Here is a 14,959-nt window from a genome sequence, read left to right as displayed (position 1 = left end):
AGCCACCGACATTCCTTGTGCCGTTGGTGTCCGCGTTGACATCCTCCAGCTGCAAGTCCTCACCACTCTGTACTATCCGAAGGGCCCGCCAATGCCCCATGCCCAGTTCCGGTACGGCGCCGCGATTCTCACCGTGCTGACTCTGACAGCCACCATCGTCTCCGGCAGCTCCGCCACTGCCTCCGCCGCACCCAGCACGCCTGCTCAGCCGCCCACCGCCAGTACTCCGCTGGGCAACTTAGCCACGCCACCCGCCCAGCGTCAGGGCGTAGTACCGGGGCAGGTACTGGTCACGCTGAACCAGAACACCTCGGTGACCGGGCCTGTGCTCGCCGGACCTGCTCAGAACCGGCTGGCCGCCCGTGCCCCGCGGACCAGCGACAAGGCCCTCGACGCCAAGCTGCGCGCGGTGGGAGCCACCTCCCTGCAGCCGCTCCTCCCCACGCTCTCGACGCGGACCTATGTGGTCAACGTGCGCGAGAAGGATTCGACGGCTGTCGCCAGGGCCCTCCAAGACACCTCCGGAGTCGCGTACGCCGAACCGGACCGCTACGTGAACACAATGAACCCCGGACCGCAGCCACTGCCCGCCTCGGCAACTGGGAACCCAGCACCTGCCTCTAAGCCGCTGCCCGCGTCCGGTTCCGCCGAGCTGCCGTCGAACTATGCCGTGTCGAACTCCGCCCAGGCCTTCCTCAATGCCGGTGGCGTCAACGCGATGGGTGCCTACAGCATCCTTCAGAAGAACTTCGGCCAGCAGCCGGGCACCGGCGAGATCATCACCAACGTGTCCGTCGGCGACCTCACCGACCAGTCGATGGCCGATGCCGGCGACGGCTATGTGCAGGGGTACGGCCCGACGACGGTCCTGAAGGACGGCCGGCGCTACCTCGATCTGCCCTCGATGCCGCTGATCCCCACCTACGTCGCGGGCGCCGACGGCTCACTCGACCCGGCCGGCTCGACCAAGAACCAGGACCCCCTGCTCGGCGAGGTACTCCTCGACTTCAGCGTGATGGCACCGCTGCCCCACGATCAGCAGCGCGCGGACGCCGCTGGCACCGGCTACACCGACCTGCTCGGGATCGCTCCGGGCGCCGACTATCGGCTCGTCGTGCCGCAGGAGCCGACGATCAGGCAGATCGCCGGCGCGTTGCTGGCCGCCGCCCACCAGACGCCGCGGCCGAGTGTGATCACCGCGAGCCTCGGCTTCGGCACCGACTCGGTCGGCTTCCCGGGCCGCTATCTCGAGGACGACCCGTACGTCCGTTCCGTGGTCGCCTCGATCGTCAAGCAGGACGGCATCGTGGTGTCGATCTCCTCCAACGACGGCACCCGGCTCTACACCCCGGCCGCGGTCGGCCCGGACGGCGGCAGCACTCCGACCGACAAGGCCGGCAACACCGCGTCCGCGACCACGATCGACGACGTCGCGATGACCACCACCCCGTCGGAGGTTCCCGATTCCGGCGCGATCGCCGCCGGTGGGACCACCTTGGACGACACTCTCGCAGTACCGGCGAACGCCAACGGCCCGTACGCGGAGACCCGGATCAGCGGCTTCGGCACCTTCTCGTCCGGCTTCGGCAGCCGGCTGGACCTGTCCGCGCCCAGTGACAACATCATCGCCTTCCAGCACTCGGCGGGCGGCAGCGCGCAAGCTGTCGCTCCCGTGTTCAACGGTGGAACGTCCGCGTCCGCGCCAGAGATCGCCGCAGCCGCCGCGGTCGTGCTCCAGGCCGGCCGGCTGGCCGGTCATCGGCTGAGCCCCGAGCAGGTCCGGGATCTGCTGAAGCAGACCGGCCGTGCGGTCCAGACCCCGCCGCAGATCGACCGGAAGCTGCAGGTCGGACCGCAGATCGACGTGACGGCCGCGACCGAGAAGGCGCTGGGTGGCAAGCTGAAGAATCTCTCGATCATCAGGCTCTCGATCGCCCATCGGGTCACCGTGGCCGGCCTCGGCGGCAACTTCGTCGAGGCCACCGACCAGAACCGGATCGACCTCGGGGACATGGCCTCCGGCGGCAACGGCGAAGGTCTGGTCGGTCCGGTGACCTTCGCCGCTGACGTCACCGGCATGCCGCGCGGGGGCAATCCGCAGTACCGGCTCATCGTCGGCAAAGACACCTTTTCCTCCACCACCCCGGCGATCAGGGTGACGCCCCGTCAGCTTCTGTCCGCCGCAGGGCTCCCGGTCACCTCCACTACCGACCGCAACGTCGACCTCACCTTCGAGGTGCTGGACAACGGCACGGTGCAGGCCGCTGTCGACCGCACCCTGGCCGTCGGCCCGAGCGACGGCCGGTACGTCGAGTCCACCGCGCCGCTCGCACCGGCGACCGCCCGGGAAGGCAAGCCGGTCACCGTCTCCTACGACCTGACCGGAGTCACCACCGCGACCGCTCCCGAACTGGTCGTCTCCACGGTCGGCCACTGGAACCCGTCCCTCGGGCCGATCTTCTCCGCGGGCTGGCACCAGCCTCTGACCGGGTCGGCCGGCACCGTCACCATTCCCGCCGACGCGTTCAAGGGCGGCGGTGGCCTGTATGGCATCGGCATCGTCCTGTCCGGCTACGGAGGCAACCCCAGCTTCACCAAGTACGGCGAGTTCGCCCCGATCCGGATCGACGGCGGCTCCGAGTTCAGCCGGCCGCAGGCACCGACCTTCGCTGCTGGTGTACACACCGCCGAGGTGACCCGGAGCGCCCCCACCTTCGAGCTGAGCTACGACGTGCACGACGTTCCCGGCGCGAGGTCGGCGATCGTCGAGTTCTCCGCTACGGCGCCGACCCTGTTCAACTCGCTGAACACCTTCACCAACGCCAACGGCACGGCGCTGGACCACGACGGAGTGAACACTCCGTCCGCAGCGACCAGGACGCTCCCCTCGACGTCGGGAACCGTCCGTCTCAACGCGCTGTCGCTCGGCCTGAACACCTCCGCCAGCTACAGCGTTCGGGTCCTGGCGGTGGACAGCAAGCAGCGCATCACCGGCCAGGCGTCACCCGTCTCGAACCTGGTCGTCGACGACGGTCGCGCGCCGGACGGCAGTACGGTCCTGAGTTTCATTGCTTCTGGCAACAATTCGGTCGTTGCCCTGCGCACCGTCGCCGGTGGTACGGAGGTACGGCGCTACTCGACGGCGACCGGCAACTACGGCCCGGTACTGACCTCGGACGCCGGCATCGCTTCCGACTACCACGTGATCGGGGTGACCCCCCACCGAGTACTCCTCGCGCACGCGGCCCAAGCAGGTGGCGACGTCCAGCTCGAGACCTGGGACACGGCGACCGGCACGTTGGTCGGTACGTCGGTACTGCGTGCTTCGGAGTACCGGATTGCTGCGGGAAGGGTCGATGCCAAGCGCAACCGGGCCGCGGTGCTGGTTCGTGCCGTCACCGGCAACGTCGACTCGGTACTCCCGGTCGACCTCGCCACTGGCACCGTCGGAACCGCGATCATTGCTGATGGCAACGGTACGATCCCGGCCGGCACCTACAGCCTGCTGGAGTTCGACCAGTCCACCGGCAGTGTGTTCCTCGGCAAGGTCGGCAGCGCGATCATCTGCCTCGGTGGGGTGGCGCCGGCCAAGGTCGACCTCGACGCCGGGACGGTGACCACGGCCGGATCGGTGTCCGCCTGCGGCCGTGGCATCGCCTCGGACGGCGCGGGCACGCTCTACAACCTGGCGGCCGGGTCGGTCAGCACGAAGATCGCGCCCACCACCACGCTCACGCCGTACGACGAAACGACCCAGACCGCCGGCAGCGGGTTCGCGTTGCGCAAGGGCACGCCGAGCACACTCGCCGTGGACGGTGTCCATCACCTCGCCCTGGTCTCGTTCGCGGCCCCGGAAGGCGTCGTCTATTTCGGTGCGCAGCAGGGCGTCATCTCGGACAACAACGCGACCAGCCAGGTGGCGATCGTCGACCTCGGTACGGGAGAGGTGCTCCGCACCCTGAACACCGGGATCGTCACCAACCGCGGCGGCCTCCTGCTGCACGGCGTACAGGACACCTCTCTTCAACTGGACCCGAGCACCCGGACAGCCTGGACCTACAGCCCGGACGGCACCCAACTCCAGCAGTTCTCCTACTGATCAGCGTGGACGGGGAGCAGTGTGATACCGCTCCCCGTCCATCAGAACTGCACGCCGCGAGTCAGGGCGCCGTCGACGACGAGGTTGGTGCCGGTGATGAAGCTGGCCACCGGGCTGGCCAGGAAGACCGCGGCGCGGGCGATCTCGTCGGGGTGGGCCATCCGGCCGGTTGGGTTGAGGGCGAGCGCTTCCTGGAAGAACTCGGGGTTGTTCTGCTCGATGCTCTCCCAGACGCCGCCCGGGAAGTAAGTGTTGCCGGGAGAGATCGAGTTGGCCCGGATGCCCTTCTTCGCAAGCTGGTAGGCAAGTCCCTGGGTGTAGTGGACGATGGCCGCCTTGAAGGTCCCGTACGCGCCGGCGGCGAAGTCGATCTCCCGGCCGGACACGCTGGACACGGTGACGATCGACGGCGCCCGGCTTTCCTCGAGGTACGGCATCGCGGCATTGACCAGCCGGACCGTGCCCAACATGTCGACCTGGAAGCTCTGCTGCCAGAACTCCTCGCCCTCGCCGATCGCGAGGGCGCTCACGTTGGAGACCACGACGTCGATGCCACCCAGTTCGGTCGCGCTGTCGCGTACCCACTGAGAGAGCGCTTCCGCGTCACCGACGTCCACGGCCCGCCCGCTCACGGTCGCGCCGGCTGCTTTGAGCTTCTCGACGGATGCCGTCACATCGGCCTCGGTCCGCGCACAGAACGCGACGGCGGCGCCTTCCGCCACCAGACCCTCGACGATCGCGTGCCCGATCCCCTTGGTCCCACCGGTCACCAACGCCCTGAGCCCCGCCAGCTGAAGATCCATCGTTGTCAGGCCTCCGTGAAGAATCGGTCGAGGACGCGGGAGCCGAACTCGAGCGAGGCGGTCGGCACGCGCTCGTCGATGCCGTGGAACATGCCCATGAAGTCCAGATCCGGCGGGAGCTGCAGCGGTACGAACCCGAAGCAACGGACCCCGAGCCGGGACCAGGACTTCGCGTCCGTACCGCCTGACATCAACAGCGGCGCCGTCCGGCTCTGCGGGTCCTCTGCCTTCAGTACGGACTTCATGATCTCGACCAGCCGGCCGTCGTAACTCGTCTCCAGCGCGATGTCCTCGATCACCGTCTCGCGCTGCACCTTGTCACCGAGCAACTCGTCGATGGTGGCGAAGAACTCGTCCTCGTACCCCGGCAGGAACCGCCCGTCGATATGCGCCTCGGCGTCGCCGGGGATCACGTTGACCTTGTACCCGGCGTTGAGCATCGTCGGGTTCGCGGTGTTGCGCAGGGTGGCCCCGAACATCCGGCTGAAACTGCCCAGCTTGGCCAGCGTCTCGGTCATGTCCTCGGGATCGAGCTCGGTACCGAGTACGTCCTCGAGCGTCTTCAGGAACTCCCTGACGGTCGGCGTCAGCCGCAGCGGCCACTCGTGGTTGCCGATCCGGGTGACCGCCTCGACCAGGTTCGTCACCGCGTTGTCGTTGTTGACCATCGACCCGTGACCGGCCGTACCGCGCGCCTTGAGCCGCATCCAGTTCATACCCTTTTCGGCGGTCTCGATCAGGTACAGCCGCAGGTCGTCCTTCATCGTCACCGAGAACCCGCCGACCTCACCGATCCCCTCGGTGCAGTCCTGGATCGTCTCCGGATGGTTCTTGATCAGCCACTGAGCCCCGTACAGCCCGCCGGCCTCCTCATCCGCCGTGAACACCAGCCGCACCGGCCGCCGCGGCTTCACCCCGGCCCGCTGCCGCGCCCGTACGACCGAGATCACCATCGCATCGAAGTCCTTCATGTCGACCGCGCCGCGCCCCCACACGCACCCGTCAAAAATCTCCCCCGCGAACGGATCAACCTTCCAGTCCTTCGGATCCGCCGGCACCACATCCAGATGCCCATGCACCAGCAACGGCTCCGCCGTCGCGTCCTCGCCCTCCCAGTGCGCCACCAGGCTGGCTCTGCCCGGCTCCGACTCGTAAATGGTGGACTCGATCCCCACCTCCCCCAACTTCGCCGCGACATACTCCGCCGCGTCCCGCTCCCCGTTGCTCTTCCCGTTCCCGTAGTTCGTGGTGTCGAACCGGATCAACTCACTACACAGCTCCACCACCTCGGCATCAGGCGTGTACGACTGGTCACCGGGCGTCGAAAAAGTCATACCCCCACCCTGCCAGCACCCGATGTGAAAAACACCCGTGGGGTTTGCTAAGGTTCTCCAGTCGACGCCGCACAACGGCAGACACCACTCGTCCGGGTGGCGGAATGGCAGACGCGCTAGCTTGAGGTGCTAGTGTCCTTTACGGGACGTGGGGGTTCAAGTCCCCCCTCGGACACAACAAGCCGCAGACCCAAAGGTCGGCGGCTTTTTTGTTTGCTGGGCGTGACAGGGATTGCAACAGTCTCGTCAAGATTCGCGCGGCTGTGGGTTCCTGCTTGTCGGCGGGGACAGTGGGGGCCCGGCAGCAAGCCGGTGTCGGCGGGGCGTGGGATGCTGCGGCGGTGACTCTGTATTTGCATCGGGCCGGGCGCACGGATGTGCTGGCTGATGGGCTGGGGGAACTGCTTGCCGTGCCTCTTGGCGATCCGTTTGCCGAGGAGCTCGTGGTGGTGCCGGCCAAGGGGGTTGAGCGGTGGCTGTCTCAGCGGCTGGCGCGTCGGCTGGGGGCCGGTGCGGGGCGGGGTGACGGAGTTTGCGCGGGGGTCCGGTTCGCGACGCCGGGGTCGCTGGTGGCGGTGTTGCTTGATCTCGGCCAGGACGATCCTTGGGCCGCGGACGCGATGGCTTGGCCGTTGCTGGCGGTGATCGACGAGTCATTGGACGAGGCTTGGTGCGAGCCTGTTGCCCGGCACCTCGGCCATTTCGAGATCGGCGCCGAGGCCGAGTTGCGTCAGGGCCGTAGGTACGCCGTTGCCTCGCGGCTGGCGCGGCTGTTTGCGTCGTACGCCGTGCAGCGGCCAGCTCTCCTCGCGGACTGGAGCGAAGGTCGCGACACCGATGGCCGCGGTGAGGCGATCGACGACGATCTGGCCTGGCAGCCCGAGCTCTGGCGGCGACTGGTCGATCGGATAGGTGCACCAACGCCGAACACTCGCCACTCCGACACGCTCGCCCAGCTTCGCGATCGGCCAGAGTCCGTCGACCTGCCGGCTCGACTGTCGCTGTTCGGGCACACTCGGCTCCCGGTCACCGAGGTCGAGTTGCTCTCCGCGCTGGCCGAGCACCGCGACGTACACCTTTGGCTCCCCCACCCCAGCAACGCCCTCTGGGAACGCTTGACGTCAGCCCGTACCACGACCGGTGACCGCGCCGACGACACCAGCCATCAAGAGGCCGATCATCCGCTTCTGGCGACACTCGGGCGCGACAGCCGTGAGCTCCAGTTGACCCTCGCCTCCGTACCGACCGCCGATCGCCACATGGCATCGCCACCGGGACCGGACACGCTGCTGGGCTGGCTACAAGACGACCTACGCGAAAACACCCTCGCCCCGGATGGCCGGCAAATGGCCACCGGCGACCGCAGCGTTCAGGTCCACGCTTGCCACGGCACCGCTCGGCAGGTCGATGTACTGCGCGAGGTCCTGCTGGGCATGCTGCAAGCCGACCCGACGCTGGAGCCTCGCGACATTCTCGTCATGTGTCCCGACATCGAGACATACGCGCCGTTGATCAGCGCTCGCTTCGGCCTTGGAGACCTCCGCAATGACGGCCACCCCGCGCATCGGCTGCGGGTGCAACTGGCCGACCGGTCGCTCACCCAGACCAATCCCCTGCTAGGAGTCGCGTCCCAACTGCTCGGGATCGCCGGCAGCAGAGCCACCGCCAGCCAACTGCTCGACCTGGCCGAGACCGAGCCGGTACGCCGTCGCTTCCGGTTCACCGATGACGACCTGGACACCATCACGGCCTGGGTCCGCGAGTCGGGCGTCCGCTGGGCGTTCGATCAGGACCACCGCGCACCGTACGGCCTGGCCGACTATCCACAGAACACCTGGCGATTCGGCCTCGACCGGATCCTCGCCGGCGTGACGATGTCGGCCGACGCGCACGCCTGGATCCACACGACCCTGCCACTCGACGACGTCGGCAGCACCCGGATCGAGCTGGCCGGCCGGTTCGCCGAGTACGTCGATCGGTTGCAGGCGGCAACCAAGCGACTCGATGGCACGCGTCCGCTCGCGGACTGGCTCGACGCGTTGCGCGCGGGCATCGATCAGCTGACCCGGGTGGTGCCTGACGACAACTGGCAGCTCAGCCAGGTCCACCGCGAGTTCGCCGAGGTCGCCGCCGACGCCGGCCAGCTGGCTCAGACACCGTTGCGGCTCCCCGATATCCGGGCCCTCTTGTCCAGTCATCTGGCCGGCCGACCGAGTCGCGCCAGCTTCCGGACCGGCACGCTGACCGTCTGCACGATGGTGCCGATGCGATCGGTCCCCCACCGCGTGGTCTGTCTGCTGGGGCTCGACGACGGCGTCTTTCCGCGGTTCGGCCTGACCGACGGGGACGACGTACTGGCCAGGACGCCGATCACCGGCGAGCGCGATGTCCGCAGCGAGGACCGCCAACTGCTGCTGGACGCGATCCTCGCCGCCACCGAGTCACTGGTGATCACCTATACCGGCGCCAACGAGTACTCCGGACAGCGCCGCCCACCCGCAGTGCCACTGGGCGAGCTGCTCGATGTCCTTGACCGCACCACCGAGTCGAACGTCCGGGAATCAGTCCTGGTCAAACACCCGCTCCAGCCCTTCGACCGCAAGAACCTCGAACCCGGCCGGCTCGGCACGCCAGGGCCCTTCACCTTCGACCCGACGGCGCTGGTCGCAGCCCGGGCCGCCGCAGGTACCCGGCCACCGCGACCCGAGTTTCTGGCCGGGCAACTCGCGGTGCCGAGCGACGAGGACCTCGCGTTGGCCGACCTCCTGGCGTTCTTCCGTCATCCCGTGCGGGGTTACTTCCGGGCGCTCGACCTGACCCTGCCGTGGGAGGTCGACGGCCTCTCTGACGAGATGCCGGTGGAGATCGACAACCTCCAGAAGTGGTCGGTCGGCGACCGGCTGCTCCGCGACATGCTCGCCGGAGTCAATCCGAACGACGCCCTGCAGGCAGAGTGGCGACGCGGCACACTGCCGCCCGGCCGGCTCGGCTGGCGGACCGCGACCGACGTACGCGACGAAGCCAAGCAACTCGCGATCGCTGCCCATCAGCATCGACTGACGACTCCGCGGGCCTTCGATCTGGATGTCGAGCTCGGCGGCGGCCGGCGGCTCACCGGCACGGTGCCGAGTGTCCACGGCCACCGGCTGGTGTCGGTCGGATTCTCCCGGCTCGACGCCAGACAGTTGCTGGCCTCATGGATCCAGCTGCTCGCCCTGTCCGCCCACGACGAGGATCACAACTGGACAGCACTGGTGATCGGACGGGGACGGAACAGTCCGGCGAGTCGGCTCCTGGGGCCGGTCGGGCCGGAAGCCCGTACTTTGCTTGCCGACCTGGCCGCCATCTACGACGCCGGCCGCCGGGAGCCGCTTCCACTTCCGCTCAAGACCTCGCTCGCCTGGCACGAGGCACGCCGCACCGGCGACGACCCGGTATTGGCTGCCGGCCGGCGCTGGCGACCGAGCGCGTACGACGGGGAGAACGCCGACCCGGCGCACGTTCGGGTCTGGGGCCCGCACACCAGGCTCGACGTACTGCTGGACCCGACGCGTCCCGATGAGGAGCGCCCAGGCGAGCCGACCCGGCTCGGCGCCTATGCCGCCCGGCTCTGGGAACCGATGCTTCGCTTCGAGCAGGCGACGACGTGATGGAACCCTTCGATCTACTCGGAGAACTACCGACCGGCACCATCGTCCTGGAGGCAAGTGCCGGTACCGGCAAGACCTATGCGCTGGCGGGGCTCGTCACCCGCTTTGTGGCTGAGGGGCGGGCCAGGCTCGACCAAATGCTGCTGATCACCTTCGGCCGCGCGGCCAGCCAGGAACTCCGCGAACGCGTCCGCACCCAGCTGCTCGACGCCGAACTCGCGCTCGCCAATCCCGAGAGCTGGCAGGGCGACCCGGGCATACTCGGCCACCTGGTCCACGGCAGTACGGACGAAGTCGCCTTGCGCCGCTCGCGTCTTCGCGATGCGCTGGCCAACTTCGACGCGGCCACCATCGCCACCACACACCAGTTCTGCCAGCTCGTACTGCGCTCGCTCGGCGTCGCCGGTGACACCGATGCCGGCGTGACTCTGGTCGACGACCTGAGAGACCTCGTCACGGAGGTGGTCGACGATCTCTACCTCAGCCGCTTCGGGACCTCCGCGGACCAGCCGCCCATCACGCGCGGGACCGCCCTCGAGATCGCACTCAAGGCGGTCAGCAACCCGCATACCAAGCTGGTTCCGGACGAGTACGCCGAGGGCTCGCCGGAGGGCGTGCGGGTCGAGTTCGCGCGCGCGGTACTGGCCGAGATGGAGCGCCGCAAACGCCGCCTGGGCGTTCTCGGCTACGACGACCTGCTCACCCGCCTCGCGGCCGCATTGGAGCAGCCCGATGCCCCAGCGCGGCAGCAGATGCAGCGCCGGTGGTCGGTGGTCATGGTCGACGAGTTCCAGGACACCGACCCGGTGCAGTGGAAGGTGATCGACGCCGCGTTCAACGGGCACAGCACCCTGGTACTGATCGGCGACCCCAAACAGGCCATCTACGCGTTCCGCGGCGGGGACATCGCGACGTACCTCGCGGCAGCGGCAACCGCTGGGAAACGCCGCACCCTCGACACCAACTGGCGTAGCGACCAGCCGCTGGTCGACTGTCTCCAGGTGGTCCTGGGCGGCGCCGAGCTCGGCGACCCCGGCATCGTTGTTCACCCGGTTGCCGCTCACCATCAGGGCAGCCGGCTCGCCGGAGCACCGTCCGACGCGCCGTTCCGGCTCCGGGTCGCGCAGCGGGAGCTGTTCGGCTCGGCCAGGCGCAAGAGCATCCCGATGGATGACCTCCGCGACTACATCGCTCGCGATCTGGCGGCGGATATCGGTGGGCTGCTGGCCTCCGGAGCGACGTACGACGGCCGGCCGCTCCGCGCCGGTGACGTCGCGGTGATCGTCGAGACGCACAAGGACGCGCGGGTCTGCCGGGAGGAACTGGCCCGGGCCGGCATCCCTGCCGTCTACTCCGGTGACCTCGACATCTTCGCGTCGGACGCCGCCAAGGACTGGCTGTGCCTGCTCGAGGCATTCGAGCAGCCGCATCGCTCCGGACTGGTCCGGGCCGCGGCGACCACGATGTTCTTCGGGGAGACGGCGGCAAGCCTGCGAGCCGGCGGCGAGGAGCTCACCGACCGGACCGGACAGACCCTGCGAGCATGGGCGGACCGGCTGCGAACCAGTGGCGTCGCGGCCGTCTTCGAGGCGGCGCAGATCAACGGGATGACCGAGCGAGTACTTGCCTGGCGCGGCGGCGAGCGCGACATGACCGATCTCGCGCACCTGGCCGAGTTGCTCCACGAGACCGCGCACCGCGAAGGCTTCGGACTGCCCGCCCTTCTCGACTGGCTGCGCGAGGAGTGCAGCGGCGGTGGACGCACGACGGAGCGGACCCGTCGGCTCGACAGCGACGCGGCCGCCGTACAGATCATGACGGTGTGGGTCAGCAAGGGCCTGCAGTACCCAGTCGTCTACCTGCCGTTCGGCTTCACCCGCCACGTTGTGGAGGACACCGAGCTGCTGGTCTTCCACCAGAACGGTGAACGCTGCCTCGACCTCGGCGGCAAGAGGCACCGTGGCCATCGAGCCAACCAGAAACTCTGGCGGGCCGAGGAGGCCGGCGATGACATCCGGCTCACCTACGTCGCACTGACCCGGGCACAGTCGCAGGTCGTGGCCTGGTGGGCGCCATCCTGGGATGAGATCAACGGCGGGATCTCGCGGCTGCTGCGGGGCCGCAAGCAAGGCGAAGCGGTCGTACCCGACACGTTGGACCGGCCATCCTCCGACGACGAGGTGCTGATCTGGCTCCGGCGCTGGCAGCAAGCCGGTGGTCCGGTGATCGAGGACTCGGTCATCGCCGGGCAGGTCGAGCCTGTTCTCGAGGAGCTGCCCGGTGGGCTCTCGACCGGTTGCTTCTCCCGCGAGGTCGACCTCGCCTGGCGGCGTACGTCGTACTCCGGCCTGATCCGCGCAGCGGACCAGCAGGTTGCCGGCGTCGCCAGCGAACACGAAGAGAGCCAGCTCGAGGACGAGTCCGTCGATCCGGCGCCGACGCCTGAGTCCGCACCGGCTGACGCGCTCCCGTCGCCGATGGACGGACTGCCGGCCGGAGCCACGTTCGGATCGTTGGTCCACGCGGTGCTGGAGGAAGCCGATCCACAGGCGCCAGACCTGCACGCCGAGTTGGCCGCAAGGATCCGCGAGCAGCTGCGATTCTGGCGGGTCGACGTGACCGCCGATGCGTTGGCCACCGCGATGTTGCCGCTGCACCGGACGCCACTCGGTCCGCTTGTTCCCAACCTGACCCTCGGCGAACTGGGCCGCGCCGATCGTCTCCGCGAACTCGACTTCGAGATCCCGCTGGCCGGCGGCGACGATGCGGTGGCGACCGACGTACGGCTGGCCCAGCTGGCGCCACTCCTGCGCGCCCACCTGCCGGCAGACGATCCGCTCCTCACCTACGCCGACCGGCTCGAACAGCCGCTGCTCGGTCAGCAGAGTCTGCGGGGCTACCTCTCCGGTTCGATCGACCTAGTACTGCGTATTGGGCACGGCGAGAGCCAGCGGTTCGTGGTTGTCGACTACAAGACCAACCGGCTCGGCGACCCGGAACAGCCTGCCACCTCAGCGGAGTACGGGCCGGATGAGCTGGCCGCCGCGATGCTGCACTCCGACTATCCGTTGCAGGCGATGCTCTACTCGGTGGTACTGCACCGATACCTCCGTTGGCGGCTGCCGGGCTACGACCCCGAAGTACATCTCGGTGGGGTGATCTACCTGTACCTGCGCGGGATGTGTGGACCGGAGACGCCGCACGTGGACGGGCACCCGGCAGGGGTGTTCAGCTGGCCGTTGCCGCCGGCGCTCGTGCTGGCGTTGTCCGAACTGCTCGATGGGAGAGCGCCATGACCACCATCGTCGACGAGTTCGACTCGACCCTGGCCCTCGGTGCGAGCGGCGTCCTGCGGGACTTCAACCGGGCCGGCGTGATCGTCACCGGCGACGTCCACGTGGCCACCCGGCTTACCACTCTGCTTGCTGAAGGCAACCAATGGGTCGCGCTCGCCTGTGCGCTGACGGCGCGCGCGGTCCGGGCCGGATCCATCTGTCTCGACCTGACCGAGGTCCGGGACGAGGTCGGTGAAGACGGCGCGGAATTGGCCTGGCCCGCCCCGGAAGAATGGCTGGCGGCACTCAGGGCCAGTCCCCTGCTCGCCGCCCCGCACCCGCTCCACCTGGAGGACACCCGCCTGTACTTCGATCGGTACTGGCGAGAGGAGGAGCAAGTCGAGCAGGACCTTCGCCGCCGGGCCGGCCGTCCCTCGCCGTCGATCGCAAACGAAGCCGCTCTGCTCGCGGGACTTGACCGGCTCTTCCCCGGTACGGACTACGTCGAGCAGCGGACCGCTGCTGAGACGGCCGCTCGACAGTGGACGACAGTACTGACGGGCGGCCCAGGTACAGGCAAGACCACCACCGTCGCCGGGCTGCTCGCCCTGCTCGCGGAGCAGGCGCAGCTCGCCGGGGATCGCCGCCCGTGGATCGCACTGACCGCGCCGACAGGCAAGGCGGCGGGTCGCCTCGAGGAAGCAGTCCGGCGCGAGATGAACGAGCGCCTCGATCCGGACGACCGGGACCGGCTCGGCGAGTTCCACGCCGTGACCCTGCACATGCTGCTCGGCGGGCGCCCTGATTCGTCGACCCGGTTCCGCCATGACCGGGACAACCGCCTGCCACATGACATCATCGTCGTCGACGAGACCTCCATGGTCTCGCTGACAATGATGGCGCGGCTCCTCGAGGCGGTCCGGCCCGGGGCGCGGCTGATCCTGGTCGGCGACCCTGACCAACTGGCCTCGATCGAAGCAGGGGCAGTTCTCGCCGACCTCGTCGCCGGACTGGTCGCCGGCGGGCACACCGAGGCAGCCGAGCTGCGGACGTCCCATCGCTTCGGAGGCGAGATCGGCAAGCTGGCCCTGGCGGTCCGGGACGACCAGCCGGAGGTCGTTCTCGACGTGCTACGAGCCGGCAGCGACCGGGTCCGCTTCGTCGAGGACGACGACCCCCGCGAAGCCCTCCGCTCGACGCTGCTCCCCGACGTACTGGCAATCCGCGAAGCCGCCGAGCTAGGCGACACCGACGCCGCCCTGGCCGTGCTGGACCGCCACCGCCTCCTCTGCGCCCACCGCGAAGGCCCCTGGGGCGTCAGCCACTGGAACCGAACCGTCGAACGCTGGATCACCGAGGAAACCGAGGACCCCCTCTGGGACACCTGGTACGTCGGCCGACCGGTACTGGTGACTGCCAACGACTATGCTCTGGGCATCTACAACGGAGACGTCGGCGTAACCATCCGCCGCCCCGACGGCACCCTCCGAGTCTGCATCGACAGCTCCCGCGGCCGGCTCGACTTCGCCCCCAGCCGACTCGGCAACATCGAAACCCTGCACGCCATGACCATCCACAAAGCCCAAGGCAGCCAGGCCACCGAGGTCACGGTCCTCCTGCCAGGCGAAGAATCCCGCCTGCTGACTCGCGAACTCTTCTACACAGCGATCACCCGCGCCCAAGAACGAGTACGGGTCGTAGGTACCGAGGCTGCCGTCCGCCAGGCCCTCGGCCGCAGAGCCCGCCGCGCGACAGGCCTCCGCCAACGGCTGGTCGGCAACGACTGACGGCGTTGCCG

Annotated in this window: 6 protein-coding genes and 1 tRNA gene; 5 read left to right on the top strand and 2 right to left on the bottom strand. The window is 68.7% G+C overall.

Annotation, left to right across the window (positions count from 1 at the left end):
* Nucleotides 1-91: 91 nt before the first annotated feature.
* Nucleotides 92-4,099, top strand: coding sequence for a S8 family serine peptidase (locus tag ACIA12_RS04955; protein WP_396365492.1), 4,008 nt, complete (start codon nt 92-94; stop codon nt 4,097-4,099).
* A gap of 41 nt (nt 4,100-4,140) precedes the next feature.
* On the opposite strand, the gene ACIA12_RS04950 is transcribed toward ACIA12_RS04955, so the two are convergent.
* Nucleotides 4,141-4,902: an SDR family NAD(P)-dependent oxidoreductase gene (locus ACIA12_RS04950; protein WP_396365491.1), complete on the bottom strand. Its 762-nt coding sequence runs from the start codon at nt 4,900-4,902 to the stop codon at nt 4,141-4,143.
* A 5-nt stretch (nt 4,903-4,907) separates the two neighbouring features.
* On the bottom strand, nt 4,908-6,236 hold the full coding sequence (locus ACIA12_RS04945) for a M20/M25/M40 family metallo-hydrolase (RefSeq protein WP_396365490.1): 1,329 nt from the start codon (nt 6,234-6,236) through the stop codon (nt 4,908-4,910).
* A gap of 90 nt (nt 6,237-6,326) precedes the next feature.
* On the opposite strand from ACIA12_RS04945, the gene ACIA12_RS04940 reads away from it, so the two are divergent.
* The 4 genes from ACIA12_RS04940 (at nt 6,327) to recD (ending at nt 14,948) form a co-directional block, all read left to right on the top strand.
* A tRNA-Leu gene (locus ACIA12_RS04940) sits at nt 6,327-6,411 on the top strand.
* A gap of 166 nt (nt 6,412-6,577) precedes the next feature.
* Entirely contained in the window at nt 6,578-9,886 is a 3,309-nt protein-coding gene (recC, locus tag ACIA12_RS04935; RefSeq protein WP_396365489.1) for an exodeoxyribonuclease V subunit gamma, read from the top strand.
* Entirely contained in the window at nt 9,886-13,182 is a 3,297-nt protein-coding gene (locus ACIA12_RS04930; RefSeq protein WP_396365488.1) for a UvrD-helicase domain-containing protein, read from the top strand. The genes recC and ACIA12_RS04930 overlap by 1 nt, the downstream gene beginning before the upstream one ends.
* The gene (gene recD / locus ACIA12_RS04925) at nt 13,179-14,948 is read left to right on the top strand and encodes an exodeoxyribonuclease V subunit alpha (protein WP_396365487.1); all 1,770 of its coding nucleotides are present in this window, start codon (nt 13,179-13,181) and stop codon (nt 14,946-14,948) included. The genes ACIA12_RS04930 and recD overlap by 4 nt, the downstream gene beginning before the upstream one ends.
* The last annotated feature ends 11 nt before the right edge of the window (nt 14,949-14,959 follow it).

It is taken from the genome of Kribbella sp. NPDC051620, from assembly GCF_044453825.1.
In the GTDB taxonomy this organism is placed as follows: domain Bacteria; phylum Actinomycetota; class Actinomycetes; order Propionibacteriales; family Kribbellaceae; genus Kribbella.
The sequence above is the reverse complement of the archived record's forward strand: the minus strand, read 5'-3'. Positions and strand labels throughout refer to the sequence as shown.